The sequence below is a fragment of the Pseudomonas sp. B14(2017) genome, assembly GCF_002113255.1.
Lineage (GTDB): Bacteria > Pseudomonadota > Gammaproteobacteria > Pseudomonadales > Pseudomonadaceae > Aquipseudomonas > Aquipseudomonas putida_Z.
In genome coordinates this window covers 1-26251 of record NZ_NEJY01000019.1, presented here as the reverse complement: position 1 = coordinate 26251, position 26251 = coordinate 1, and the positions used below count along the sequence as shown (strand labels likewise).

Here is a 26251-nt window from a genome sequence, read left to right as displayed (position 1 = left end):
CTCATCGGCGGTAAAGGCCTGCAGGCTGTCCAGGCTGGGGCGCAGTTTGTCGGCCAGTTCGCTGGGCCATTCGGCCAGCGCGGCCTGCAGTTGCTGGTTGGCCTCCATCGCCGCGGCGTGGCGCAGGGCATCGCCGCTGCCCAGGTACGCCTGGATGTTGCGGGCCGCCTGGTTCTGGAACTGCTGGGACAGGCCCAGGTAGCGCTCCATCAACTGGTAGGGGCGCTCAAGCGCCCGCTGCGACCACCAAAGGGTGGCGCCCAGGGCGATACACACGGTTACCAGCAACAGGGTGTTGAAATTGGTCAGCCACTTCAGGCGCATAGCCGCGAGCTTCCTGCGGGGAGGGGAGAGGTCGGTGGCTGAAGTTATTGCGATTTTGTGACGGGGTGATGACGACAGGGGGTTGGCGCCATAAAAAAAGTGGCACAGTGCCTGTATCTGTATTGCCTGTACTGGCCTCTTCGCGGGCTCGCCCGCTCCCACAGGATATCTACCAGACCTGAATGCAGCGTAATCCCTGTGGGAGCGGGCAAGCCCGCGAAGAGGCCGGAACAGGCGATGAAGAATTCAGGGCTCTACACGCACCACGCAATTACGCCCGGCATGCTTGGCCCGATACAGCGCCTCGTCTGCCGCACTGGCCATGGTCAGTGCATCCAGCCCCTCATCCAGCTGCACCACCCCGGCACTGAAGGTGCACTGCAAGTCCCGTGGCTGCGCCGGGTAGAGAATCTCGGCAAAGCGCCGGCGGATTTCGTCCAGCACCTTGTGCGCCGCGTCCAGCGCGGTATTGGGCATGACAATGGCGAACTCTTCACCACCGTAACGGCCAATGAAATCGGTCTTGCGCAAGCGCTGCTTGAGAAACAGCGCCAGGCTCTTGATCACCCGGTCGCCCATGGGGTGGCCGTGGCGGTCGTTGATCTTCTTGAAGTGGTCGATGTCGAGCATGGCAAAGCTCAACGGCTGCTGCTCGCGGCGGGCGCGGAAGCTGCAGTCTTCCAGCAGTTGCAGGATGTGGGTGTGGTTGTACAACCCGGTCAGGCTGTCGCGCACCATGCGCGCCTTCAGGTGCCGGGCGCGGGCGGCGCGGTTGCGCACGGTGGTGATCAGGTGGCGTGAGCGAAACGGCTTGGTCAGGAAGTCATCACCGCCTTCGCTCATGGCATCCAGCTGCTTGTCCAGGTCGTCCTCGGCAGACAGGTAGATGATCGGCACGCTCACATAACGGTCGCTGTGGCGGATCACCTTGGCCAGCTCAGGGCCGGTGCAGGCCGGCATGTACAGGTCGAGGATGATCAGGTCGGGCTGGAAGTCGGCCAGCTCGGCCATGGTGCGGATCGGGTCGGTCAGGCTGCGGGTGATCATGCCGGCACTGGCCAGCACGCGCTCGGTGTACAGCGCCTGGGTGCGCGAGTCGTCGATGATCAGCACGCGCAACGGGTCGTGCTGGGTGGCATTGGTCAGCAGTTCGACCTTTTCCAGCAGGCTGGAGGCTTCCAGGGTGCCGGTGAGGAAGTCCTGGCCACCGGCGCGCACGGCGGCCAGGCGGGTCGGGGTGTCGGTTTCGTGGTGGCTGAAGAACAGCAGCGGTATATGCCGGGCCAGCCCCTGCTGCACCTGGGCAGCCAGCAGCAGGCCTTGGCCAGCACCGTTGAAGTCGACATCCATGATGATGGCCGAAGGCGGGTATTCGCCGATCGAGGCCAGAAACGCCGCGGCACTGGCCAGCGCCTGCGCCACCAGGCCAAAGAATTCCAGTTGCTGGGCCAGGCGCTGGGCACGTTCGTGGTCCTGCAGCAGGATGTACACCGGCTTGCGCAGGGGCGGCAGCAGCACCTGGTCGAGCGGGTCGTCCTTGCGCAGGCCGCTACGCGTCAGCTGTTGGGCGGGGCACAGCGGGCTCGGCTCGGCTGCTTGGCTCATGTCCTGGCTACTTGTAGGTTGGGGTGTGCAGGGGCAATGATGGCTCTATGCTAGCAGTTCTTTTCAGGCGCGTGAGTGCGCTGTATCAACAAAGCGGCCAGAACGAATATTCAGTTGCTGACCGATTGGTCGCTTATGCGTAAGGCGGTGTCTGCTTTATAGTGCTGCCACGCGGGCTTGCCGTGGCACCCTGGCGCAGGCCTGTGGTCCAAGCCCCTGAACCGTCGTGACTGATTAAGGACAAAGCCATGCTGGACTGGAAAAACCGCGAGGCCAAAGCCGAGCCCCGCGAGCGTGTCGACGGCCGTGGCGCCGCCGCCCGTAGCTACCTTGGCGGCCTCTGGAGCCGTGCCCTGGGGACCCTGATCGGGTTGTACCTGCTGGTGTGTATCGGCCTGGGCTGGTACTGGAGCCAAGAGCCGGAGCTGTTCCCGGTGCAGCAGAACGCTCAGGCCGCAGCCGAGCGTACCGGCCAGCAGATGGTGGTGGGCTACACCACTATCGAAACCCTCAAGACCGTGGCCGGCACCTTGCTGAACAAGCCCGGTGGCTACATTTCCAACGACCGCTTCCCGCCAGGGCTGTGGATGGACAACATGCCGAGCTGGGAATATGGCGTGCTGGTCCAGGTGCGCGACCTGTCCCGTGCCCTGCGCAAGGACTTCGCCCGTTCGCAGTCGCAGTCGACCGAAGACGCCGACCTGGCCAAGGCCGAGCCGCGTTTCAACTTCGACAACAAGAGCTGGATCCTGCCATCGAGCGAGTCGGAGTTCGAAGAGGGCATCAAGTCGCTGACCCGCTACCAGACCCGTCTGGCTGCCGGCGACAAGGGCGCGATCTTCTACACCCGTGCCGACAACCTGAACAACTGGCTGGGTGATGTGGCCACCCGCCTGGGCTCGCTGTCGCAGCGCCTGTCGGCCAGCGTTGGCCGGGTCAAGCTCAATACCACGCTGAAGACCGAGTCGCTGGTCGCCGGCCAGGCGCCGCAGGTGGACGAGGAGCTGGTAGAAACCCCATGGCTGCAGATCGACAACGTGTTCTACGAAGCCCGTGGCCAGGCCTGGGCGCTGTCGCACCTGCTGCGCGCCATCGAGGTGGACTTTGCCGACGTGCTGGCGAAGAAGAACGCCACGGTCAGCGTGCGTCAGATCATCCGTGAGCTGGAAGCCTCGCAGGAAGCCCTGTGGAGCCCGATGGTGCTCAACGGCAGCGGCTTCGGCATGTGGGCCAACCACTCGCTGGTCATGGCCAACTACATTTCCCGGGCCAACGCGGCGGTCATCGACCTGCGTCAGCTGCTGTCGCAGGGTTGATGATGGCGATCAGCCCGAACGAGGCCGCCCACCGGGCGGCTTCCGACCGAGAACTGGTCACCTGGGTGGACGAAGCCGACCAGGTGCTGGGGGCCTTGCCCCGCGCCGAACTGCGCGAGCGCGGCCTGATCGGGCGTTGCACGTTCATTCTGCTGTTCAACAGTGCCGGTGAGCTGTGCGTGCACCGGCGCACCCTGAGCAAGGCGCTGTACCCGGGGTACTGGGATGTGGCGGCAGGCGGAATGGTGACGGCCGGGGAGGCGTATGCCGATTCGGCGGCGCGGGAGCTGGCCGAGGAGCTGGGGATCGACGGTGTGGAGCTGCGTTTTCATGAGCGGTTCTACTTTGACCAGCCGGATAACCACTTGTGGTGTGCGGTGTATTCGGCGGTGTCGGATGCGCCGTTGCGGTTACAGCCGGAAGAGGTGATCGAGGCGCGCTTCATTGGCCTGGAGCAGGCTGAGCAAGAAAGCCTGACCAAGCCGTATTGCCCGGACTCGTTGGCGGCGTTGCAGCGCTATAAAGCCAGCCTGGGATAGTTGTTTTGGCAGTGCCGGCCCTTTCGCGGGCACGCCCGCTCCCACAGGGACAGTGCAGTGTTCTAGAGCGGCGCCGTACCTGTGGGAGCGGGCGTGCCCGCGAATAGTCGCAAAACATTCGCAAAATGCCGCATTCCAGTACTTAGCAACAGCCGGATTTATCGTTACACTGCGCGCCCTTTTCGGGCTGCCGCAGGTCTTGCGGTGGTAGCGCCGCCCCTGCCAGAGTGGGGCTTCGCGGTCGGCTCCCGTCGACCAGTTTTTGTCCTCAGCACAGAGGAACAAAAGTGGCCAAGAAAGCTTCTTCCTTCGCCGCCCTTGGCGGTCTCGTTTACTCCACCGACACCGGTCGGCACTGCCCCGACTGTAGCCAGCCGGTGGATGCCTGCACCTGCAAGCAGCAGGTCATCCCCGAAGGCGATGGCATTGCCCGTGTGCGCCGCGAAAGCAAGGGCCGCGGCGGCAAGACCGTGACCACCGTCACCGGCGTGCCGCTGCCGCTCGATCAGCTCAAGGAGCTGGCCTCTACCCTCAAGCGCCGCTGCGGTACCGGTGGCGCTCTGAAGGATGGGGTCATCGAAATCCAGGGCGACCATGTCGAACTGCTGATCGGTGAGCTGACCAAGCAGGGCTTCAAGGCGAAAAAATCCGGCGGCTGATGCGGCCACGCGATTTTTTGCCCAGTGCTTTCTAAACTCGTTGCCGTGACCAGGGTCTACCTCAGGGCACGGACGAATCGTCATTTTTGGCTTTTACACTGCGCCCGCCTCCTTGCGGGGCAGTGTCTTCGACTTATCTATAGGGGACTTGAATGTCCGTACGACGCACACGCAAAGACGATGGTAGCCAATGGACCGTGGCCGACAGCCGCAGTGTTTATGGTATCCGCCATTGGGGCGCTGGTTATTTCGCCATCAATGAGGCCGGGCGCGTCGAAGTACGCCCCAACGGCCCCAAAAGCGCACCGATCGACCTGTTCGAACAGGTCGACGAATTGCGCCAGAGCGGCCTGTCGCTGCCATTGCTGGTGCGCTTCCCCGACATTCTGCAGGACCGCGTACGCCAGCTGACCGGCGCCTTCGATGCCAACATCGCGCGCCTGGAATACCAGAGCAAGTACACCGCGCTGTACCCGATCAAGGTCAACCAGCAGGAAGCGGTGGTGGAAAACATCATCGCCACGCAGAACGTCTCCATTGGCCTGGAAGCCGGCTCCAAGCCCGAGCTGCTGGCAGTGCTGGCGTTGGCGCCGAAGGGCGGCACCATCGTCTGCAACGGCTACAAGGACCGCGAGTTCATCCGCCTGGCGCTGATGGGCCAGAAGCTCGGCCACAATGTGTTCATCGTCATCGAGAAAGAGTCGGAAGTGGCCCTGGTGATCGATGAGGCTGCCGAGCTCAAGGTCAAGCCGCAGGTCGGCCTGCGCGTGCGCCTGTCGTCGCTGGCCTCGAGCAAGTGGGCCGACACCGGTGGCGAGAAGTCCAAGTTCGGCTTGTCCGCCGCCCAGCTGATCTCGGTGGTACAGCGCTTCCGCGATGCCGGCCTGGACCAGGGTATCCGCCTGCTGCACTTCCACATGGGTTCGCAGATCGCCAACCTGGCCGACTACCAGCACGGCTTCAAGGAAGCCATCCGTTACTACGGTGAGCTGCGTGCGCTGGGCCTGCCAGTCGACCATATCGACGTTGGCGGTGGTTTGGGCGTGGACTACGACGGTACCCACTCGCGCAATGCCAGCTCGATCAACTACGACATGGACGACTATGCCGGCGTGGTGGTGGGCATGCTCAAGGAGTTCTGCGACGCGCAGGGCTTGCCGCACCCGCACATCTTCTCCGAGAGCGGCCGTTCGCTGACCGCGCACCACGCCATGCTGGTGATCCAGGTGACCGACGTCGAGAAGCACAACGACGACGTGCCGACCATCGAGAACAAGGAAGCCCTGCCCGAGACGGTGCAGTGGCTGGTCGACCTGCTCGGCCCGACCGACATCGAGATGGTGACCGAGACCTACTGGCGCGCCACCCACTACATGGGTGACGTGGCTGCGCAGTATGCCGATGGCAAGATCAGCCTGGCCGAGAAGGCCCTGGCCGAGCAGTGCTACTTTGCCGTGTGCCGCCGCCTGCACAACTCGCTGAAAGCCCGCCAGCGCTCGCACCGCCAGGTGCTGGACGAGCTGAACGACAAGCTGGCCGACAAGTACATCTGCAACTTCTCGGTGTTCCAGAGCCTGCCGGACACCTGGGCCATCGGCCAGGTACTGCCGATCATCCCGCTGCACCGCCTGGACGAAGAGCCGATGCGCCGTGCCGTGCTGCAGGACCTGACCTGCGACTCCGACGGCAAGATCAACCAGTACGTCGACGAGCAGAGTATCGAGACCAGCATGCCGGTGCATGCGGTGAAGGAGGGCGAGGACTACCTGCTGGGTGTGTTCCTGGTCGGTGCCTACCAGGAAATCCTCGGTGACATGCACAACCTGTTCGGTGACACCGACTCGGTGAACATCTACCAGAATGCTGACGGTAGCGTGTACCACGCCGGTATCGAGACCCACGACACCATCGAAGACATGCTGCGATATGTGCACCTGTCGCCGGAGGAGTTGATGACGCACTACCGTGACAAGGTGGCCAGCGCCAAGATCACTTCGCGGGAGCGGACTCAGTACCTGGATGCGTTGCGCCTTGGTCTGACCCGGTCTTCGTACCTGTCGTCGTGATTGCCAGGCCGCTCCCGCTTTTTTGTGGGAGCGGCCTTGCGTCGCGATATGAGGGCGAAGCCCTCACCGCGTCATACCTGGTAATGGTCCAGTCCTCGCCTATCGCATCAGCGCCGCTACCTTTGAATGCAATGTTCAAAGGAGGATGACATGGAAAGTCCCGGCTCCCATCGTTTACGTAGTGGCCGAGTGTCCGAACCAGGGCGTCTCTACCTGCTCACCACGACCACCCGCAACCGAACACCGTTGTTCAAAGACTTCTTGTTCGCCAGAACAGTTATCCAGCAATTGCGGCTCAGCGAAGAGCGCAAGGCGTGTCAGTCTCTGGCGTGGGTCTTGATGCCGGATCATCTTCACTGGCTTGTCGAGCTTGGGCCGTCGAGCCTGGGTAGGCTGATGTGCGAGTTCAAGTCCAGAAGCAGTTGTGCGCTGTACAAGGTGGGGGCTGAAAGGCGGCATATCTGGCAGACCAGCTTTCATGACCGGGCTTTGCGCCGCGAGGAGGATGTGAGGGCAGTGGCGCGCTACATCATCGCCAATCCCATTCGGGCTGGCCTGGTGCGGCGGGCTGATGATTATCCACATTGGGATTGTGTGTGGCTGTGAATCCGCAGGTGAGGGCTTCGCCCTCATTTCGCGACACAAGGCCGCTCCCACAAAGTCCTGCGTACGTCGATCAATGTGGGAGCGGCCCCGGCATTACTGAATCCACTCGCCTTTTTCCTGCAACCGCCACCCCACCCACCCCAACGTCACCGCCCGCAACGCCATGAACCCGAGAAACGCCAACCACAACCCATGGTTGCCAAACCCACCCATGAGCACTCCCAAGGGCAGCGCAATCACCACCGACACCAACATCGCATTACGCATCTCCCGCGCCCGTGTTGCGCCAATGAACAAGCCATCCAGCAAATAGCTCCACACCGCAATCAACGGCAGCAATGCCAGGTACGGCAGGTACGGATAGGCCGCTGCCCGCACACTTTCGATGTCGGTCTGCAAATCGATGAACAGGTGCCCGCCCAGCAGGAACAACCCGGCAAACCCCAGGCTGGTGATCAGCGACCAGCCACAGGCCACCACCAGCGAGCGGCGCAATGTGTCGCGGTCGCGGGCGCCAATGGCATGGCCGCACAGGGCCTCCACCGCATGCGCCAACCCGTCGAGCGCATAGGCAGTCAGCAGCAGGCCGTTGAGCAGCAGGGCATTGGCCGCCACGGTAGCTTCGCCCAGGCGAGCGCCCTGCACGGTTATCAGCAGGAACACCAGTTGCAGCGCCAGGCTGCGCAGGAAGATGTCGCGGTTCACCGCCAGCAGCGGCCGCCAGGCCTGCCAGCGCTTGAGCGCCGCCCACACGATCTGCCCCGGGTAGGAGCGCAGGGCCGGGCGGGTCAGGGCCAGGCCGAGCAGGGCGGCGCTCCACTCGGCAATCACCGATGCCCGCGCCGAACCCTGCACGCCCCAGCCCAGGCCAAGCACGAACCACAGGTTCAAGGCGATGTTCAGCAGGTTGGTGGTCAGCAGGATGGCCAGCGGCGCCCGCGCGTTCTGGGTGCCGAGGAACCAGCCGACCAGGGCGTAGCTGGCCAGTGCCGCGGGCAGGCCGAGCAGGCGGGTATGGAAGAAGTCTTCGGTGGCTTGCTGCAGGGCCGCGCTGGGTTGCATCGCCTGCAGCGCCAGCTGGCTGAAGGGCAGGGCCAGCAGGCCGATCAGCAGGGCGAAGCCGACCGCCAGCAGCAGCCCTTGTACCAGCACCTGGCGCAGCGCTGCACCGTCGCCACGGCCGGCGGCCTGGGCGGCGAAGCCGGTGGAGCCCATGCGCAGGAAGCCCATCAGGCCGACCATGAAGGTGAACAGCGTGGCGCCCACGGCTACGGCACCCAACTGGTGGGCGTGGGGGAGGTGGCCGATGACCGTGCTGTCGACCAGGGCTACCAGCGGCACGGAGATATTGGACAGGATCATCGGCGCGGCCAGTGCCCAGACCTTGTGGTGGGTGGGGCGGTGCTGCCAGTCTGTGGTCAGTGAGGTCATCGGGTGTCCTGGGGAATCCTGGGGCTGCTGCGCAGCCCTTTCGCGACACAAGGCCGCTCCCACAAGAATCGTGTAAACCGGAAGCCTGTGCAGTACCTGTGGGAGCGGCCTTGTGTCGCGAAAGGGGCGCAAAGCGCCCCCGCTTTTCTAAATTGCCAGCAGTGTACCGGCCATGCAGTCAATTCGCGCGACCATAGTTGCGCTATAGTTGCTGCCCTCACGTACACGCTGCCTAAGAGTTCTACTCCATGTTCAACAAAGGATTGTTGCTGGCCTGCGCGCTGGCCTTGCTCAGTGCCTGTGACTCTTCGACGCCGGACAAGCCGGCGCCATCCGAAAAGCCGGCGGCCACAGCGCCCGCTGCCACCCCGGCACCCCAACGCGAAGACCCGGCCGTACTCGCCAAACGCTACGAGGGCCGCGAGCTGACGGTGCTGGATGTTTCCGAAGTGCAGCTCGATGGCGCCGCGACGCTGTCGATAAGCTTCTCCGCGCCGCTGGATGCCAAGCAGGACTTCGCCAGCAAAGTGCACCTGGTCGACACCGTCAAAGGCAAGCTCGACGGCGCCTGGGAGCTCTCCGACAACCAGATGGAGCTGCGCCTGCGCCACCTGGAGCCGCAGCGCAAGCTGGTGCTGACCGTCGACAAGGGCCTGCTGGCGGTCAATGGCAAGCAACTGGACAGCGAGTCGATCAGCCGCCTGGAAACCCGCGACATGCAGCCGACCATCGGCTTCGCCAGCCGCGGTTCGCTGCTGCCCACGCGCCTGGCCGAGGGCCTGCCGGTGATCGCCCTCAACGTCGACAAGGTCGATGTCGAGTTCTTCCGCGTGAAGCCGGACATGCTCTCGACCTTCCTGGTCAACTGGGGGCGCAACAGCAGCCTGTACTACTACCAGTCCAAGGAAACCCTGGACATGGCCGAGCTGGTCTACAGCGGCCGCTTCGACCTCAACCCCGCACGCAACACCCGCGAGACCGTGCTGCTGCCGATCGCCGGCATCAAGCCGCTGCAGGAGCCAGGCGTGTACCTGGCGGTGATGCGAGCCTCGGGCACCTACGACTACTCGCAACCAGCGACCCTGTTCACTCTTAGCGACATCGGTGTGTCCGCGCATCGCTACCGCGACCGCCTCGATGTGTTCGCCCAGGCCCTGGAAGGTGGCAAGGCGATGAGCGGCGTGAACCTGGAAATCCATGACGACAAGGGCAAGCTGCTGGCCCAGGCCAGCACCGATGGCGATGGCCACGCCCAGCTGCCGATCACGCCCAAGGCCGACACCCTGATCGCCACCCAGGGTGTGCACACCACCCTGCTGCGCCTGAGCAGCGCGGCGCTGGACCTGGCCGAGTTCGACATCACCGGCCCGCAGGCCAACCCGCTGCAGTTCTTCATCTTTGGCCCGCGTGACCTGTATCGCCCCGGTGAAACGGTGTTGCTCAACGGCCTGCTGCGTGACCAGGACGGCAAGCCGGTCAAGGTGCAGCCAGTGAGCGTGGAAGTGCGTCGCCCGGATGAGCAGGTCAGCCGCAAGTTCGTCTGGGAAGCCGACGGCAATGGCCTGTACCAGTACCAGCTGCAGCTGGCCAGCGAGGCCCCGACCGGGCGCTGGCAACTGCTGCTCGACCTGGGCGGCGGGCGCAAGCAGGTGTACGAATTCCTCGTCGAAGATTTCCTGCCCGAGCGCCTGGCGCTGGAACTCAAGGGCAGCAGCAAACCGTTGTCTCCGGATCAGGATGCACGCATCCAGGTCAATGGCCGTTACCTCTACGGCGCCCCGGCTGCCGGCAACCGCCTGAGCGGCCAGGCCTATGTTCGCCCGCTACGCGAGGCGGTACCGGCGCTGCCTGGCTACCAGTTCGGCTCGGTCACCGAAACCGAGCTGAACCAGGACCTGGAGCTGGACGAAGTCACCCTCGACCAGGCCGGCAAGGCCGTGGTCGACATCGAAAGCCGCTGGGCCGAAGCCCGCTCGCCGCTGCAACTGACCGTGCAGGCCAGCCTGCAGGAGTCCGGTGGCCGGCCGATTACCCGGCGCCTGGAACAACCCATCTGGCCGGCCGAGCGCCTGCCAGGCCTGCGTGGCCTGTTCGACGGCGAGGAAACCGACAGTGACGGGCCGGTGGAGTTCGAGTTCCTGGTGGCCGACCGCAACGGCAAGAAGCTGGCGGCCAACGACCTCAAGGTGCGGCTGGTACGCGAGCGCCGCGACTACTACTGGAACTACTCGCAGAGCGATGGCTGGAGCTACGCCTACAACGAGAAATTCCTCACCCAGAGCGAAGAGACCGTCAGCGTCAAGGCCGGCTCCACCGCCAAGCTGAGCTTCCAGGTGGAATGGGGCCCGTACCGTGTCGAGGTGGAGGATCCGGAGACGGGCCTGGTGTCCAGCGCGCGCTTCTGGGCTGGCTACCGCGCCCAGGACAACGCCGAAGGCGGCGCGGTGCGGCCGGACCAGGTCAAGCTGGCGCTGGACAAACCGGCCTACGCCGACGGCGCTACCGCCAAGGTCACCGTCACCCCGCCCGCAGCCGGCAGTGGCTACCTGATGATCGAGTCCAGCGACGGCCCGCTGTGGTGGCAGGAGATCGACGTGCCCGCCGAGGGCAAGACGTTCGATGTGCAACTGGACAAGCAGTGGGCACGCCATGACCTGTACATCAGCGCGCTGGTGATCCGCCCGGGTGAGCGCAAGGCCAACGCCACGCCGAAACGCGCGGTGGGCGTGCTGCACCTGCCGCTGAACCGCGCCGAGCGCAAGCTGGCGGTGAGCCTGCAGGCGCCGGAGAAAATGCGCCCGAAACAGCCGCTGACCGTGAAGGTCAAGGCTGCAAATGCCGATGGCAGCGTGCCTGAACAGGTGCATGTGCTGTTGTCGGCGGTGGACGTGGGCATCCTCAACATCACCGACTTCAAGACCCCTGACCCGTTCGCCAGCCTGTTCGGGCGCAAGGCTTACGGTGCTGACCAGCTGGATATCTACGGCCAGTTGATCGAAGCCGGCCAGGGCCGCCTGGCCAGCCTGGCATTTGGTGGTGACGCGGCGATGGCCAAGGGTGGCAAGCGCCCCAACACCACGGTGACCATCGTCGCCCAGCAGAGCCTGCCGGTGACCCTGGACGACAAGGGCGAGGGCCAGGCCACGGTCGATATCCCCGACTTCAATGGCGAACTGCGGCTGATGGCCCAGGCCTGGACCGAGGAACAGTTCGGCATGGCCGAAGGCAAGACCGTGGTCGCCGCGCCGCTGATCGCCGAGCTCTCGGCGCCGCGTTTCCTGGCCGGTGGCGACCGCACCAGCCTGGCGCTGGACCTGGCCAACCTGTCGGGCCGCGCCCAGCAGCTGAACGTTGAAATCAGCACTGAAGGGCAGCTGAGCCTGGCGGCCAACGCCGTGCAGAACGTTGCCCTGGCTGAAGGTCAGCGCTCGACGCTGATGATCCCGGTACAGGCCCAGGGAGGCCTGGGGCAGGGCAAGGTGCATGTGCGGGTCACTGGTCTGCAACTGCCGAACGAGCCGACCGGCGCGTTCGAGCGCGAGTGGACGCTGGGCGTGCGCCCGGCCTACCCGGCGATGCTCAAGCACTACCGCGTGGCCTTGAAGGACCAGCCATGGACCCTGCCTGAAGCAGACCTGGCCGCCTTCGAACCCGCCGGGCTTGAAGCCAGCCTGGCCTTGTCGAGCCGGCCACCGCTGAACCTGGCCGAGCAGATCCGTGCCCTTGAAGCCTACCCCTACGGTTGCCTGGAGCAGACCACCAGCGGCCTCTACCCGTCGCTGTATGCCGATGCCGACAGCCTCAAGCGCCTGGGCATCAAGGGTGAGCCAGCCGATGTGCGCAAGCGCAAGATCGAGATGGGTATCGAGCACCTGCTGGGCATGCAGCGCTACAACGGCAGCTTCGGCCTGTGGAACTCGGACAGCGAAGAAGAATACTGGCTGACCGCCTATGTCACCGACTTCCTGCTGCGCGCCCGTGACCAAGGCTATGGTGTGCCCGCCGAAGCGCTGAAGAAGGCCAGCGAGCGCCTGCTGCGCTACCTGCAGGAGCGCAACCTGATCGAAGTCGACTACAGCGAGAACGCCGAACACACCCGCTTCGCTGTGCAGGCCTATGCGGCATTGGTGCTGTCGCGCAGCCAGCAGGCGCCGCTGGGTGCCCTGCGTGGCCTCTTCGAACGCCGTGCCGACGCCCGCTCTGGCCTGCCGCTGGTGCAACTGGCGGTGGCGCTGGACAAGATGGGCGACAAGCCGCGTGCCGAGCAGGCCCTGCAGGCAGGCCTGGGCATCAGCCGCGGTAAAGGCTGGATGGCCGACTATGGTAGCGCCCTGCGCGATCAGGCACTGATCCTGGCGCTGCTGCAGGAAAGCAACCTGGCCAGCCGCCAGGTCGACCAGCGCCTGTTCGCCCTGTCGGATGAACTGGCGGCCAACCGCTGGCTGTCGACCCAGGAGCGCAATGCGCTGTTCCTGGCCGGCCGTGGCCTGCTGGGCAAACCGGAAGGCCAGTGGCAGGCGCGCCTGGACAGCGCGGGCGAAGTGCGCGAGTTCAACAATGCCGAGGCCGGCATGAAGCTCGAAGGCCCGTTGCTGGCTTCGCCATTGAGTGTGCAGAACCAAGGCAGCGAAACGCTGTACCAGCAACTGACCTTGTCGGGTTACCCACGCCAGGCGCCTGCGGCCGGTGGCAACGGCATGCAGATCCGCCGTGAGTACCTGGGCATGAATGGCCAGCCGTTGGACCTGCACAACCTGCGCAGCGGTGACCTGGTGCTGGTGCACCTGGCGCTCAAGGCCGAAGACCGGGTGCCGGATGCGCTGGTGGTGGACTTGCTACCGGCAGGCCTGGAGCTGGAGAACCAGAACCTGGCGCAGAGTGCCGCCAGCCTGGACAACGCCAGCAGTGCGGTGAAGGAATGGCGCGAGTCGATGCAGAACGCCAGCGTGGTGCACCAGGAGTATCGCGATGACCGTTACGTCGCTGCGCTCAAGCTGGACAGCTACGGCACCACCCACCTGCTGTACCTGGCTCGGGCAGTGACCCCGGGCACCTACCGCGTGCCGCCGCCGCAGGTTGAATCGATGTACCGGCCAAACCTGCAGGCCGTGGGGGATGGGCAAGGGGAGATGACCGTAAAAGCCCGCTAGAATTGTGTCGCCTTTACCGGCCTCATCGCCGGCAAGCCAGCTCCCACAGGATGGAGCATGGCTTGAGGGCGACGCGGTCGAGGTGGGAGCTGGCTTGCCGGCGATTGGGCCGCAACGCGGCCCCCGGCCTTGTTCAGTGAATCACCCAGCTCATCACCCACAACCCCAGCAGCAGCCAGATGATCCCGAGGATGATCGAGGCGCGCATGAACGCGCGGATTGCCGAGTACAGCAGCACCAGCCCGATGATCAGGGCGAGGATGCTGAGCAGCGAGGTCTCCATGCCCAAGGTGCGCGCCAGGCCATCAATGAAATTGCCTCCGGCACTGGCCAGCAGGTTGAACAGCCCGCTCAATGCGTCGACGATGAAGCGGATCAACGACCCCAGCGCCTGGCCCAGCCACTCGAAAAAACCTTCTACATGCATAGTTGCTTCCTGATGAACGAATCGGCGATGTTGCCGTTCCCAAGCCTTTGGCCATCACCTGACCAGGTCGGTTCCCGATGCCAAGCTTAACGCGGCCGCGTACCCGTGCGGGCAGGCTGTTGCGCGCCACGGTGATCGGCATGCTGGTGCTGTTCGGCCTGTTGTGGCTGGCCGACCGCCTCTGGCCGCTGCCCATGCCCGGCGACGACCTGGCCCGCGTGGTGCTGGCCGAGGACGGCACGCCGTTGTGGCGCTTTGCCGATGCCGATGGCGTGTGGCGCTACCCGGTCAGCCCCGACGAGGTTTCGCCGCTGTATCTGCAGGCGCTGCTGACCTACGAGGACCGCTGGTTCTACAGCCACCCCGGGGTCAACCCGTTGGCCCTGGCCCGCGCTGCCTGGCTGAACCTGCGTGGCGGGCGTGTGGTGTCGGGCGGTAGCACGCTGTCGATGCAGGTCGCGCGCCTGCTCGACCCGCATGAACGCACCCTGGCCGGCAAACTGCGCCAGCTGTGGCGCACGGCGCAGCTGGAATGGCATTTGTCCAAGCGCGAAATCCTGCAGATCTACCTGGACCGCGCGCCTTTCGGCGGCACCCTGCAGGGCGTGGCGGCCGCCAGTTGGGCATACCTGGGCAAGTCACCCATGCACCTGACCCCGGCCGAAGCTGCGCTGCTGGCCGTGCTGCCCCAGGCGCCCAGTCGCCTGCGCCCGGACCGCCACCCCGAACGTGCCCAGCGCGCCCGGGACAAGGTGCTGCAACGCCTGGCCGAATACCAGGTGTGGCCGGCCCAGCAAATCCGTGAGGCAGGCGAAGAACCGCTGGTGCTGGCGCCACGTCAGGAGCCGGCCCTGGCGCCGCTGCTGGCCCGGCGCCTGAACAGCGCCGATAGCCCGCCGCTGATCCGCACCACGCTCGACGCCGCGCTGCAGCGGCGCCTCGAAGACCTGCTGCTGGGCTGGCGTGCTCGGCTGCCGGAGCGCACCTCCGCCGCCATCCTGGTGGTCGATGCGCAAACCATGGCGGTGCGTGCCTACCTGGGCTCCATCGACCTGGCCGACGAGCGCCGTTTCGGGCATGTCGACATGGTGCGTTCGTTGCGCTCGCCGGGCTCCACCCTCAAGCCGTTCCTCTACGGCATGGCGCTGGATGATGGCCTGATCCATTCCGAGTCGTTGCTGCAGGATGTGCCGCGACGCTATGGCGACTATCGCCCCGGCAACTTCTCCATGGGTTTCAGCGGGCCGGTGTCGGCCAGTTCGGCGCTGGCGCTGTCGCTCAACCTGCCGGCGGTGCAGCTGCTGGAGGCCTACGGCCCGAAACGCTTTGCCGCGCAACTGCGCATGGCGGGCATGCCGCTGATACTGCCGCCCCTGGCCGAGCCCAACCTGTCGTTGATCCTGGGTGGCGCGGGCAGCCGCCTGGAGGACCTGGTGGGTGGCTACGCTGCGCTGGCGCGTGGTGGCAACAGTGCGCGGGTACGCCTGCAACCGCAGGATCCGTTGCTGGAACGGCGCCTGCTGTCACCAGGGGCTGCGTGGATCATCCGGCGTATCCTCAGCGGCCAGGCGCGCCCCGACCGCGACCCGCATGCCGAGCTGGTACAACGCCCGCAACTGGCCTGGAAAACCGGCACCAGCTACGGCTTTCGCGATGCCTGGTCGATCGGCGTGGGCCCGCGCTACCTGATCGGCGTATGGATCGGCCGCCCCGACGGCACACCGGTACCCGGCCAATTCGGGCTGGCTTCGGCGGCGCCGCTGATGCTGCAGGTGCACGATCTGCTGAGCAACCGTGACAGCCAGCGTGGCATCGGCGTGCCGGTGGAGCGGGTGCCGGCCAATGTCGGCGTGGCGGCGATCTGTTGGCCGCTGGGCCAGCCGATGAACAGACAGGACCGCAACTGCCGCCGTCAGCGTTTCGCCTGGACCCTGGACGGCACTACGCCGCCAACCCTGCAGGCCGCCGACCAGCCACTCGGCCTGGGCCTGCGCGAAAGCGTATGGGTCAACGACCAGGGGCTGCGCGTCGATGGCAGTTGCCCGGGCGCCAAGGCCCGCGACATCGCCCTATGGCCCGCCCCGCTGGAGCCTTGGCTGCCGCGCATGGAACGGCGTGCGGCGCGCCTGCCGGCCATCGACCCGGCCTGCCCGCCGCAGGTGCCGGCCAGCGCGCCACCGCTTTCGATCGTGGGCGTGCGCCCGGGCGACAACCTGCGCCGCCCGGCCACCAGCAGCGAACCGTTGCAACTGTATGTGTCGGCGCTGGGCGGCGGCGGGCGGCGCTGGTGGTTCCTCAACGGCCAGCCATTGGGCGAAACCCATGGGCAGGACAGCCTGCTGGTGCGCTTCCAACAGGTAGGCCAGGCCGAAATCAGCGCGCTGGATGAAAGCGGCGAGACGGCGCGCGTGGCGTTCCAGGTCAGCGAGTAGCCGTTCGACGAGGGCCGAGACAGCACCTACGCTTGCAGGTAACGGGTGTGACCGGCTGGCGCCCTTGATGCCTGTCAGTCAAGCAATTTGGGGCCGCTTTGCGGCCCTTCGCGGGCACGCCCGCTCCCACAGTTCAGGAAATGCGCGATCTCTGTGGGAGCGGGCGCGCCCGCGAAGGGCTGCAACGCAGCCCCAGGGAACATGGAGCGCCCTATGCGTCCTCTGGCCGTGCCCCTGTTGTTGCTGCCTTGGGCGCTTGCGGCCCATGCCGAGCCTTTGCCGGGGTTTCTCGACAGCCATGAGTATGAACGTCGCCTGCCCGGCGCCAACCTGCCGATAGACGCCTACCGCCCGGTCAGCGCTCACCTGCAGCTGGCCGGGGCGGATGGCGACAGCCCCGCGTGGGCGCCTGCGGATACCCCGCTGGTGCTGCATAAAGTGCGCTTCGAAGGCGGCACGGTGTTCCCCTTGAGCGACCTGCGCGAACACTACCAACCGCTGATCGGGCACCAGACCACGTTGGGCGAGCTGCAGCAGTACACCGCGCGCCTGACCCAGCGCTATCGGCAGCAAGGCTACCTGTTGTCGTACGCCTACCTGCCGCCGCAGGAGGTGGCCGATGGCCGGGTCAATGTGGTGCTGGTCGAAGGCTATATCCGTGATTACCGCGTGGACGGCGATATCGGCCCGGCCGGCGCCTATCTGCACCAACTGCTGGAGCGGCTTGCCACCGAGCGCCCGCTGACCCGAGAAACGCTGGAGCGCTACCTGGGCCTGGCCGAGCGCCTGCCGGGGGTAACGATAGAGCCGCAACTGACCGTGGCGCAAACCGCTGATGGTGCTGCGCGGTTGACCGTGCATGCGCAGCGCAAGCCGTTCAGCGCTGCGGTTACCGTTGCTGATGGCAACCGCGACGATGCGCAGGCGCTGCTGACGGCAACCAGCCACGCCCAGACCCGCTTTGCCGAACAGATCGAGGCCAGCCTGTTGCTGCCACCGGGAGATGACCAGGTGCATTACCAGCGCCTGGCCTACAGCCAGTACCTGGACGCGGGCGGCAGCCAGCTGCTGCTGTCGGCTTCGCGCTACCGCAGCGAGCCCGGCACGCGGATTCGTCTGGACGATGGCCGTGACATCACCCGCAAGCGCGACAGCGATCGCTATGCGATCGGCCTGCGCCAGCCGGTGATCGTCAGGCCGGATGAATGGATGGTGGTGCAGGGGCAGGTGTATTCGGTCAGTGAGCACTTCGAGGACCGGGTGGATGGGTTGCCATCGGCACGGGACTTCGACACCTACGTGCGTGCGCTGTCATTCGAGGGCGACTGGCGCAAGGTGGAAGAGGGCCGTTTGCGCATCGTCAGCGCCGGGGTCTATCAGGGCCTGGATTACCTGGGGGCGCGCAGCGATGCCGATTACGATCTGGATTTTCTGCGGTTGCGGCTTTCCGGCCTGCAAAGCGACAGGTTGCTCGGTAACTGGCAGGGGGTGATGTCCGGGGCGTTGTACTGGAGTGATGACCGCTTGCCCGACAGCGAGCGTGCGGGGTTTGGCGGGCAGAGTTTCGGCCGTGGCTACCCGCGCGACCAGGCGGACGGGGACAAGGGCTGGGGTGTGGCTTACGAGGTGAATTACAGCATGCACGCCAACTGGCTGGCGTTGCTGCAGCCCTATGCGGTGTTGGATACGGCGCAGGCCTGGCATAACCGGGGGCCTGTGGAGGATGCCCACCTGGCTTCGGCGGCGCTTGGTGTGCGGTTGGGCGATGGGCGCTTGTTCAATGTGGCGCTGGAGCTGGCCAAGCCTTTGGCGGATGTGGCCTTGGACAGCCTGGACCGCGGGCCTCGGCTGACTTTGACGCTTGGCGTTCAAATGTAAGGGGGCGCTGTGGGAGCGGGCGCGCCCGCGAAGAATCCAACGCGGTGCATGGCACCGGCTGCGCCGGTGTTCGCGGGCGCGCCCGCTCCCACAGGTGGCGCGATGGGCTGCAACGCAGCCGCCAAAATTTTGAAGCTACCTGTTTAGTGGGTAGTAAACCGCTGATGCACCGGCGACGAACTGGGTGTCAGTGCCAGGGCCAGCTGGGTGCGGTTGTGCATGTGGGTCAGGCGCAGCACCTGCGACACATACAGCTTCACGGTGTTCTCGGTAATGCCCAGCTCACAGGCGATCTGGTAGTTGGTCTTGCCCTTGCCCACCAAGCGGGCCACCTCCAGCTGGCGTGGCGACAGCTTCCCGAACGCCGCTGGCAGCTCGCTTTCGCTTTCTTCCACATCCGTGGCACGTCGATGAGTACCTTGGCCCCGGGCCTTTTCCAAATCCTGGTAAAGCTCGTCAATCGATTCGGCCAGATCCTGCAGGCGCTGATTCAATCCGCCGAGGTCGTGGAAGTTGCGCTGGCGTTCCAGCAATGCCTCTTCCTGCCGACGTACGCCTTCAAGCAGTTCATCGAGTTCCACCGGCTTCTGGTAGTAATCGGCAAAGCCTTCGCGCAGCGCGCGGATCAGGTCCTGTTTCTCGGCACGCCCGGTCAACATGATGGCTTCGAACATGCGCTGGCTGCCGTCGACCTGCTTCAGGGTGCGCATCAGTTCAACGCCATCCCGTCCTGGCATGTGCAGATCGCAGATAAGCAGACCGATGGCTGAGTCTGCCATATAGCGCTCGATGGCTTCGTCAGCAGAATGGGCCGGTACGCAAACATAGCCCTTGGTTTCGAGGAATTCACAGAGTTGTTCGACAATGACCGGTTGGTCATCCACCACCAAAACCTTCAACTCACTCACTTGTCTGGACACGATCCACTCCCTGTTCGTATACGGCCCTGCTCCCGGGCCAGACGCTCTGGCAGTTTAAAAATAGTCGCACCAAGCGAATATGTACAAGTTTTGTACAAGGTGTCGGACCACAGGCTGGCTCATTGGACCCATACCGCTGTCAACAGAAAGCCGGCCAGCACATAGGGGACGAACGCCTGCTTGTCACCCATTTCTTCGGTCAGGGCCTGCAAACGCTTTTTCACCTTTGGGTTGAGCAAGGTCCACAGGCGCCGGCGGGTGAGCAGCCACAGCAGCACGCTGACACCGGCGCCGATGAAGGTGCCAAGCACGTATTGCGGGCTGGTGGCCAGGGCCAGGGCGCCCATCAGCTTGACGTCATCGGCGCCGAAACGGCCGAGCATGTAACCGGGCAGCGTCAGCAGCATGACGATGGCCAGCGCCCAGCCTGCATCGCTGGCATCGGCGCCGATCCAGCTGTGGCCGGTGGCGAACAGCCAGGCCAGGGCGCAGGTAGCCACGCCAAGGGTGAGCATGTTGGATATCTGGCGTTGACGCACGTCCTGTTCGGAGCACAAGGCAAGCCACAGCAGGAGAACAATGCTTTGCATTGGCAGGTCGCCCTTCCCAAATGTTGAACACATCTACCCGGTCAGTCAGGTTTCCTTAAGTGAAGATAGACGGGAACCTGCGGACGAGTGGGGCGGGAAAGGCAAAAAGGCGTGGTCGGGATGGATTTTGTCGTAGCTGGCACAGGTACTTGCCGTTGAAAATCTTGCGCGACCCCTGTGGGAGCGGGCGAGCCCGCGAACACGGGCGAAGCCCGTGCCATCCACCGCAGCGCCTGCTTCGCGGGCATGCCCGCTCCCACAGGTCCGCGGCGCCCATCGAGTTTGTGTTTGAGCGTTACTTTCTGCTCCCCGGCGGGTAGTTGGCCAACACCTTGGTCACGGTGTTCTGGATCGCGCTGTTGCGTTCCTCGGGGCTTGGCGGGTAGTTGTTCATGATCTGCTCGGCACTGCCGCGCCACACCAGCTTGCTGTCACGCCCATCGAAGAGGTCGATCTGGATGGTGGCGACCTTGTAGTCGACGCTGCGGGTTTCGTTGTACATCGGGCCACCCCAATAGCCGCCCCAGTAGCCCCCCCAGCCACCGCCGTAGTTGGTGGTGATCTGTTGCTGGCGCTGCTCGACGATCAGGTACGCGCGCACTGTCAGGTCTGGCCGCGCGCCACTTTGCACCGGGCGCAGGCCGCGCTGGTCGAGTTGGTTTGCGACTGCCTGGCGAATGCGCTGCTCGGTCAGATCGCTCTTGATTCGTGGGTCGTCCGGGCGGTACTGCAGGCCCGGTTCCTGCCATGCCCAGCTGCGGTAGGCGGCAAAGTCACGGCTGGCATCGAAATCCTGCTGGACGTTATTGCTGGAGCAGGCGGCGAGCAATAACGCGAATGACAGTAGAACGAGACGGCGCAACATGATGGTTCTCCGTTGGATATCAACTGGGAGGATAGCCGTTGAGCGCCTTGTGCACAGAATCGCGCAGGGCGCTTTCGCGTTCACGCGGCGAGTCCTTGTCGCTGCCGCTTTCGGCGCTGGCACTCCATACCGGCTGGCCGCTGCGGGCGTCGTACAGGTCGATACGCACCACCATCACTTGCACCTCGTAGGTGCGCACGATGGGCACGCTGGCATAGCCACCATAGCCATGCCGGTAGCCGCCATAACCGACACCACCGTAGGGGTACGGGCCGTAGTAAGGGTCGTAGGCATCGTAGTCACGTACCTGGCGCAAGCGCTTTTCCAGGCGTATGTCGGCGCTGACCAGCAAGTCGCCGGGGCCGCCCCGGGCGGGACGCAGGCCATGCTGGTCCAGCGCGCCGCTGACGGCATCGGCCAGTTGCCCCGGGTCGGTATCGACCGAGCCACTGGGCAACTGGCCGTCGCGCCAACTCCAGCTACGGTAGTGCCCGTAATCACGGGCCGGTGTCGGGTAGGCACTGGCATCGAAGGTGCTGGCCGCCTGGGCAGGCGCCGGTGGTAACGGGCGGCTGCTGGCCACATAGGGGTTGCTGCCCTGGCAGCCAGCCAGGGCAAGCGGCAGCACGGCCAGGCACAACAGACGGTACGGCATGTATTCCTCCCGGCGGGCAGGTCAGCGGGGGCGGCAGACCCAGTGCAGGTAGCGGCCGAGCCCGGCGAAGCTGGGGTGTCGACGGTAGGCCAGTTCCATTTCCAGCAGGTCGAGCAGCTCGGCCTTGCCTTGGAATTCCTTGGGCATGTAGTCGTGGAACACCCGCACGCCACTTTCGCTTTCAACCTGCCACATAGGATCAAGTTGCGCCCTGAGTTCGCGTGGATCAAGCGGTTTTTGCGGGGTCAGGCTCTGCTTTTCACCTTCCAGCCGGTTGCTGCGCAACTTGCGGAAATGGCCCTTGAGCAGGTTGCGATAGACCAGGGCGTCGCGGTTGTAGAAGGCCAGCGACAGCCACCCGGAAGGGGCCGTGAGCTGATGCAGCACCGGCAGGATGCTTTCGGGCTCGGCCAGCCATTCGAGTACGGCGTGGCATAGCACCAGGTCGTAGGGTTCGGTCAGCTGGCCGAGCAGGTCTTGCCAGGGGGCCTGGATGAAGGTGGCCGGTTGGCCGGCTTCGGCAAAGCGCGCCCGTGCGCCGTCGAGCATCGGCGCGGCGGGTTCGGCCAGGGTCAGCTGGTGGCCGCGCTGGGCCAGCCACAAAGCCATATGACCCAACCCAGCACCGATGTCGAGGATGCGCAGCGGGCGGTCGGGCAGGGCTTCGGCCAGGTCGGCCTGCAGCACGGCCAGGCGGATGGCGCCTTTGGCGCCGCCGTAGATCTTCTCGGCAAAGCGGGTGGCCAGCTCATCGAAGTGACGGTCGTTCATCGGGCGAAGCGCCTCTCGCTGTCGGCCAGCTTGGCTCGCACTACCTGGTCCATGTCCAGGCCAAGTTCGCTGCACAGCAGCAACAGGTAGAGCACCACATCGCCGATTTCCTGGCCGGCATGGGCCAGCTTGTCGGCGGGCAGCTGGCGCGATTGGTCTTCGCTCAGCCACTGGAAGATTTCCACCAGTTCGGCCATTTCGACGCTGGCGGCCATGGCCAGGTTCTTCGGGCTGTGGAAGCCACGCCAGTCGTTGTTGTCGCGGATCTGGTGCAGGCGTTGGGTGAGTTCTTGCAGGTTCATCGGGGGTCTCCTAATGCTGCATAGCTTCTGCGCAGGCCCGATGCAAAGCAAGGGGGCCGCATTGCGGCCCAATCGCCGGCAAGCCAGCTCCCACAGGATTACCACCGGCCCAAGCCTGCGCGCCCCCTGTGGGAGCTGGCTTGCCGGCGATGAGGGCTTAAAGCCGGTCCCAGCGCCCGACCATATGCAGAACCCCTCCATGCCCATCCAGCCGCAGCTCTCCCGCAGCCCCCGCCTCACTGGCACCCAGCACCACCTCCGACGGCAACCGCACCGGTTTGCGGAAATCCACCTCGAAGGCATAGCCACTGTGCGGCAGGTGCCCGCGCAGTGCCGCCAGGGCCATGGCCTTGCTCCACATGCCATGGGCAATGGCCGTGGGGAAGCCGAACAGCCGCGCACTGGTTGCGCTGAGGTGGATCGGGTTGTAGTCCCCGCAGACCTTGGCATAACGCCGGCCGATATCGCTGTCGGCGTACCAGCGGGTCGCCTCTGGCAGCGCTTGCGGTTCGTCCTCGGCAGGCTCACCTGCCTCGCTTTCCAGCTTCAGCCCGCGCACCAGCATGCGGCTGGTCTCGCGCCAGAGCAGGCCGATGCCGTCTTCGGCTTCGGTGACCAGGTCGAAGGTGCCGCCCTTGGCATGCGCTTGCAGGTTGCCTGCATGCACCGCAAAGCGCAGCCCTTCGATACCGCCCAGTGGGCGCAGCACCTCGATGCGGTTGTGCAGGTGCACCAGGCCAAGCAGCGGGAAGGGGAAGTTTGGCGCGGTCATCAACTGCAACTGCAGCGTGAACGCCATGACATGTGGATAAGTACCCGGCAGGCGGCCATCGTCGGTGAAGTGGCACAGCCGACGATAAGCGGCCAGGTTGCTCGGCTGGACGCGGATGAAGCAGCGCAGGCCGTCGTCCGGCAGCTGGTTGCCGCTGATGCTGCGCTTGCTGGCCGCGCGCAGGTACAGGCTGGTGCGCGAAGCCGGGCTGTGCAGGTCGTGCCAGTGTCGGCTCATGTTCAGGCCCCCATCAAGGCCTGGCCGCATACCCGCAGCACCTGGCCGTTGACTGCACCGGAACCCGGCTGGCTGAGCCAGGCGATGGCTTCGGCGACATCCTGCGGGCGGCCGCCCTGGCCAAGCGAACTCAAGCGTCGCCCGGCCTCGCGCAGGCCTATGGGCATGGCGGCGGTCATGTGGGTTTCGATGAAACCGGGTGCCACGGCATTGATGCTGCCGCCGCGCTCGGCGAGCCGGGGCGCCCACGCCTGGGCCAGGCCGATCAGCCCGGCCTTGCTCGCGGCATAGTTGGCCTGCCCGCGGTTGCCGGCGATGCCGCTGACCGAGGCCAGCAGGGTGATACGCGCGTTTTCACCCAGGGCGCCGTTGTCGTACAGCGCCTGTGTCAGCACCTGCGGTGCCTTTAGATTGACCGCCAGCACCGCGTCCCAGTATTCCGGGGTCATGTTGGCCAGGGTCTTGTCACGGGTGATACCGGCGTTGTGCACCACGATGTCGATGCCGTCGGGCAGGGCCGCAAGCAGTTGCGTTGCCGCGTCGCCGGCGCAGATGTCCAGGGGCAGCGCCTTGCCGCCCAGGCGCGCGGCCAGGGCGTCGAGGTCCTGGCTGGCTTGCGGCACATCCAGCAGCAGTACGTCGGCACCGTCCCGGGCCAGGGTTTCGGCAATGGCGGCGCCGATGCCGCGCGCGGCACCGGTTACCAGGGCGCGGCGCCCAGCCAGCGGCCGGGTCCAGTCCTCGACCTGGCTGGCGCAGGCATGCAGGCGCAGCACCTGGCCGGAGATGAAGGCGCTTTTGGGCGAGAGGAAGAAGCGCAGGGCACCTTCCAGCTGGTCTTCCGCGCCGGGCCCGACATACAGCAACTGCGCGGTCGCACCGTTGCGCAGCTCCTTGGCCAGCGAGCGGCTGAAGCCTTCCAGGGCCCGTTGGGCAATGCTGGCCAGTGGGTCGTCGAGGCTTTCTGGTGCGCGGCCCAGCACCACCACATGGGCGCACGGCGCCAGGCTGCGCAGCAGTGGCTGGAAAAATTCGCGCAACTGCTTCAACGCGTCGCTGTCGGACAGGTGACTGGCATCGAATACCACGGCCTTGATCTTCGGCCCCAGGCCAGCCACCCACGCTTCGGCCTGGAGGTTGTCGGTATTGAAGCTGTAAAGCGTGTCGGTCAGGCGCGGGGCAATGGCTTCGACCTGGCTCGCCAGTGGCCCGCCACCCAGTACCAGGGCACCCTCGACCGGGCGCAGGCGGCCGGCCTGCCAGCGCTCCAGCGGCGCCGGGCGTGGCAGGCCAAGGGCATCCACAAGACGGCGGCCTAGGTTGGAGTTGGCAAAGCCGAGGTAGCGATCGCTCATGAGTGGGTCTCCCGGAAGGCAAGCTTGAAAGTGTGGACCAACTTTGTGGCAAGGTCGTTCGAGTGCGGTAAAAACACCTAGGCTGTACGGATCAAATTGTTTCAGGAGGAACAAGCGCATGCGTTCACTTCGCCGGGTCGCGATCCTGGGCGGCAACCGAATTCCCTTCGCCCGCTCCAATGGCGCCTACGCCACGGCCAGTAACCAGGCGATGCTCACCGTCGCCCTCGAAGGGCTGATCGAACGCTACCGCTTGCATGGGTTGCGCATGGGGGAAGTGGTGGCCGGTGCGGTGCTCAAGCACTCGCGTGACATGAACCTGACCCGTGAGTGCGTGCTGGGCTCGCGGCTGTCGCCGCAGACGCCGGCCTACGACATCCAGCAAGCCTGCGGCACCGGGCTGGAGGCAGCGCTGCTGGTGGCCAACAAGATTGCCCTGGGGCAGATCGACTGCGGCATTGCCGGCGGCGTGGACACCACCTCCGATGCGCCGATTGCGGTCAACGAAGGCCTGCGCCACATCTTGCTGCAGGCCAACCGTGGCAAAAGCCTGGGCGAGCGGCTCAAGCCATTCCTCAAGCTGCGCCCTCACCACCTGAAACCCGAATTGCCGCGCAACGGCGAGCCGCGCACCGGGTTGTCGATGGGCGAGCATTGCGAACGCATGGCCCAGGCCTGGCGCATTGGCCGTGCCGAACAGGACGAGCTGGCGCTGCTCAGCCACCAGGCGCTGGCTGCCGCGTACGCCGAAGGTTGGCAGGATGACCTGCTGACGCCGTTTCTGTCGTTGACCCGTGATAACAACCTGCGCCCCGACCTGACCCTGGAGCAACTGGCCAGGCTCAAGCCGGCCTTCGATCGCAGCGGGCAGGGCACGCTGACGGCGGGCAATTCCACACCGCTTACCGATGGTGCTTCGCTGGTGTTGCTGGGCAGCGAGGAATGGGCCGAGCAGCAGGGGCTGTCGGTGCTGGCCTATCTGGTCGATGGCGAAACTGCTGCGGTGGATTTCGTCACTGGTCGCGAAGGCTTGCTGATGGCGCCGGTGTATGCGGTGCCGCGGCTGCTGGCGCGCAATGGCCTGACGCTGCAGGACTTTGACTATTACGAGATTCACGAAGCCTTTGCTGCCCAGGTGCTGTGCACGCTCAAGGCCTGGGAAGATGCCGATTATTGCCGTGAGCGGTTGGGGCTGGATGCGCCGCTCGGGGCGATCGACCGCAGCAAGCTCAACGTCAAGGGCAGTTCGCTGGCGGCCGGGCACCCGTTTGCCGCGACCGGTGGGCGGATATTGGCCAACCTGGCCAAGTTGCTGGCGAGGGCGGGGAAGGGGCGGGGGTTGATTTCGATC

The 26251-nt window shown here is 65.3% G+C and carries 20 protein-coding genes; 9 read left to right on the top strand and 11 right to left on the bottom strand.

The genetic code is table 11. The annotated features are described in order from the left end of the window. Positions 1-570: 570 nt before the first annotated feature. Positions 571-1929 (bottom strand): diguanylate cyclase, encoded by a 1359-nt coding sequence (locus CAG34_RS19665; RefSeq protein ID WP_085591930.1) that lies wholly within the window; start codon positions 1927-1929, stop codon positions 571-573. A 248-nt stretch (positions 1930-2177) separates the two neighbouring features. Here CAG34_RS19665 and CAG34_RS19660 point away from each other — a divergent pair, with 248 nt between their 5' ends. From CAG34_RS19660 to CAG34_RS19640, 5 genes are all read left to right on the top strand, one after another. After that, on the top strand, positions 2178-3245 hold the full coding sequence (locus CAG34_RS19660; protein ID WP_013970713.1) for a DUF2333 family protein: 1068 nt from the start codon (positions 2178-2180) through the stop codon (positions 3243-3245). Between the two features lie 2 nt (positions 3246-3247). Then, positions 3248-3784, top strand: coding sequence for an NUDIX hydrolase (locus CAG34_RS19655; RefSeq protein WP_025337566.1), 537 nt, complete (start codon positions 3248-3250; stop codon positions 3782-3784). A 287-nt stretch (positions 3785-4071) separates the two neighbouring features. Then, a complete protein-coding gene (locus CAG34_RS19650) occupies positions 4072-4443 on the top strand; it encodes a translation initiation factor Sui1 (RefSeq protein ID WP_003257057.1) in 372 nt (123 codons plus the stop codon). A gap of 152 nt (positions 4444-4595) precedes the next feature. Next, the gene (gene speA, locus CAG34_RS19645; protein ID WP_085591927.1) at positions 4596-6509 is read left to right on the top strand and encodes an arginine decarboxylase; all 1914 of its coding nucleotides are present in this window, start codon (positions 4596-4598) and stop codon (positions 6507-6509) included. A 150-nt stretch (positions 6510-6659) separates the two neighbouring features. Further along, complete coding sequence (locus tag CAG34_RS19640; protein ID WP_085591925.1) at positions 6660-7115, top strand: transposase; 456 nt, start codon at positions 6660-6662, stop codon at positions 7113-7115. 93 nt (positions 7116-7208) lie between these two features. Here CAG34_RS19640 and CAG34_RS19635 read toward each other — a convergent pair whose 3' ends face one another. Continuing rightward, a complete protein-coding gene (locus tag CAG34_RS19635) occupies positions 7209-8546 on the bottom strand; it encodes an MATE family efflux transporter (protein ID WP_085591923.1) in 1338 nt (445 codons plus the stop codon). 248 nt (positions 8547-8794) lie between these two features. Between CAG34_RS19635 and CAG34_RS19630 the strand changes: the two genes are divergently transcribed. Further along, positions 8795-13696 carry an alpha-2-macroglobulin gene (locus CAG34_RS19630; RefSeq protein ID WP_085591921.1) on the top strand — a complete coding sequence of 1634 codons (4902 nt, stop codon included), beginning with the start codon at positions 8795-8797 and terminating at the stop codon, positions 13694-13696. Between the two features lie 133 nt (positions 13697-13829). Here the strand turns inward: CAG34_RS19630 and CAG34_RS19625 are convergent, their stop codons facing one another. Next, positions 13830-14123, bottom strand: a complete 294-nt coding sequence (locus tag CAG34_RS19625) for a hypothetical protein (RefSeq protein ID WP_025337571.1) — start codon at positions 14121-14123, stop codon at positions 13830-13832. Positions 14124-14200: 77 nt separating this feature from the next. On the opposite strand from CAG34_RS19625, the gene pbpC reads away from it, so the two are divergent. Continuing rightward, positions 14201-16555 carry a peptidoglycan glycosyltransferase PbpC gene (pbpC, locus tag CAG34_RS19620; protein ID WP_085591919.1) on the top strand — a complete coding sequence of 785 codons (2355 nt, stop codon included), beginning with the start codon at positions 14201-14203 and terminating at the stop codon, positions 16553-16555. A gap of 213 nt (positions 16556-16768) precedes the next feature. Then, on the top strand, positions 16769-18433 hold the full coding sequence (locus CAG34_RS19615; protein WP_085591917.1) for a ShlB/FhaC/HecB family hemolysin secretion/activation protein: 1665 nt from the start codon (positions 16769-16771) through the stop codon (positions 18431-18433). Between the two features lie 143 nt (positions 18434-18576). On the opposite strand, the gene CAG34_RS19605 is transcribed toward CAG34_RS19615, so the two are convergent. The 8 genes from CAG34_RS19605 to CAG34_RS19565 all read right to left on the bottom strand — a co-directional run bounded on the left by CAG34_RS19605 (position 18577) and on the right by CAG34_RS19565 (position 24900). Beyond that, positions 18577-19353: a response regulator transcription factor gene (locus tag CAG34_RS19605; RefSeq protein WP_085591915.1), complete on the bottom strand. Its 777-nt coding sequence runs from the start codon at positions 19351-19353 to the stop codon at positions 18577-18579. Between the two features lie 119 nt (positions 19354-19472). Beyond that, on the bottom strand, positions 19473-19943 hold the full coding sequence (locus CAG34_RS19600; protein WP_075044498.1) for a prepilin peptidase: 471 nt from the start codon (positions 19941-19943) through the stop codon (positions 19473-19475). A 295-nt stretch (positions 19944-20238) separates the two neighbouring features. Next, complete coding sequence (locus CAG34_RS19590; protein ID WP_025337576.1) at positions 20239-20808, bottom strand: DUF4136 domain-containing protein; 570 nt, start codon at positions 20806-20808, stop codon at positions 20239-20241. Between the two features lie 19 nt (positions 20809-20827). Beyond that, the gene (locus tag CAG34_RS19585; protein WP_025337577.1) at positions 20828-21463 is read right to left on the bottom strand and encodes a DUF4136 domain-containing protein; all 636 of its coding nucleotides are present in this window, start codon (positions 21461-21463) and stop codon (positions 20828-20830) included. A 21-nt stretch (positions 21464-21484) separates the two neighbouring features. Next, entirely contained in the window at positions 21485-22234 is a 750-nt protein-coding gene (locus CAG34_RS19580; protein WP_015268825.1) for a methyltransferase domain-containing protein, read from the bottom strand. After that, positions 22231-22536 carry a MazG-like family protein gene (locus CAG34_RS19575; RefSeq protein WP_013970728.1) on the bottom strand — a complete coding sequence of 102 codons (306 nt, stop codon included), beginning with the start codon at positions 22534-22536 and terminating at the stop codon, positions 22231-22233. Before CAG34_RS19575 ends, CAG34_RS19580 begins: the two co-directional genes overlap by 4 nt. A 157-nt stretch (positions 22537-22693) precedes the next feature. After that, positions 22694-23545 carry a MaoC/PaaZ C-terminal domain-containing protein gene (locus CAG34_RS19570; protein ID WP_085591911.1) on the bottom strand — a complete coding sequence of 284 codons (852 nt, stop codon included), beginning with the start codon at positions 23543-23545 and terminating at the stop codon, positions 22694-22696. Between the two features lie 2 nt (positions 23546-23547). Beyond that, positions 23548-24900: a 3-oxoacyl-ACP reductase gene (locus CAG34_RS19565; protein ID WP_085591909.1), complete on the bottom strand. Its 1353-nt coding sequence runs from the start codon at positions 24898-24900 to the stop codon at positions 23548-23550. 118 nt (positions 24901-25018) lie between these two features. On the opposite strand from CAG34_RS19565, the gene CAG34_RS19560 reads away from it, so the two are divergent. Continuing rightward, positions 25019-26251 (top strand): acetyl-CoA C-acetyltransferase (locus CAG34_RS19560; RefSeq protein ID WP_085591907.1); only part of this gene is annotated, 1233 nt, incomplete at its 3' end.

Excerpts from the sequence above, each read along its gene's own strand:
- CAG34_RS19665 (WP_085591930.1), bottom strand. The coding sequence starts at position 1,929 with ATGAGCCAAGCAGCCGAGCCGAGCCCGCTGTGCCCCGCCCAACAGCTG.
- CAG34_RS19660 (WP_013970713.1), top strand. The coding sequence starts at position 2,178 with ATGCTGGACTGGAAAAACCGCGAGGCCAAAGCCGAGCCCCGCGAGCGT.
- CAG34_RS19655 (WP_025337566.1), top strand. The coding sequence starts at position 3,248 with ATGGCGATCAGCCCGAACGAGGCCGCCCACCGGGCGGCTTCCGACCGA.
- speA (WP_085591927.1), top strand. The coding sequence starts at position 4,596 with ATGTCCGTACGACGCACACGCAAAGACGATGGTAGCCAATGGACCGTG.
- CAG34_RS19640 (WP_085591925.1), top strand. The coding sequence starts at position 6,660 with ATGGAAAGTCCCGGCTCCCATCGTTTACGTAGTGGCCGAGTGTCCGAA.
- CAG34_RS19635 (WP_085591923.1), bottom strand. The coding sequence starts at position 8,546 with ATGACCTCACTGACCACAGACTGGCAGCACCGCCCCACCCACCACAAG.
- CAG34_RS19630 (WP_085591921.1), top strand. The coding sequence starts at position 8,795 with ATGTTCAACAAAGGATTGTTGCTGGCCTGCGCGCTGGCCTTGCTCAGT.
- CAG34_RS19625 (WP_025337571.1), bottom strand. The coding sequence starts at position 14,123 with ATGCATGTAGAAGGTTTTTTCGAGTGGCTGGGCCAGGCGCTGGGGTCG.
- pbpC (WP_085591919.1), top strand. The coding sequence starts at position 14,201 with ATGCCAAGCTTAACGCGGCCGCGTACCCGTGCGGGCAGGCTGTTGCGC.
- CAG34_RS19615 (WP_085591917.1), top strand. The coding sequence starts at position 16,769 with ATGCGTCCTCTGGCCGTGCCCCTGTTGTTGCTGCCTTGGGCGCTTGCG.
- CAG34_RS19600 (WP_075044498.1), bottom strand. The coding sequence starts at position 19,943 with ATGCAAAGCATTGTTCTCCTGCTGTGGCTTGCCTTGTGCTCCGAACAG.
- CAG34_RS19590 (WP_025337576.1), bottom strand. The coding sequence starts at position 20,808 with ATGTTGCGCCGTCTCGTTCTACTGTCATTCGCGTTATTGCTCGCCGCC.
- CAG34_RS19585 (WP_025337577.1), bottom strand. The coding sequence starts at position 21,463 with ATGCCGTACCGTCTGTTGTGCCTGGCCGTGCTGCCGCTTGCCCTGGCT.
- CAG34_RS19580 (WP_015268825.1), bottom strand. The coding sequence starts at position 22,234 with ATGAACGACCGTCACTTCGATGAGCTGGCCACCCGCTTTGCCGAGAAG.
- CAG34_RS19575 (WP_013970728.1), bottom strand. The coding sequence starts at position 22,536 with ATGAACCTGCAAGAACTCACCCAACGCCTGCACCAGATCCGCGACAAC.
- CAG34_RS19570 (WP_085591911.1), bottom strand. The coding sequence starts at position 23,545 with ATGAGCCGACACTGGCACGACCTGCACAGCCCGGCTTCGCGCACCAGC.
- CAG34_RS19565 (WP_085591909.1), bottom strand. The coding sequence starts at position 24,900 with ATGAGCGATCGCTACCTCGGCTTTGCCAACTCCAACCTAGGCCGCCGT.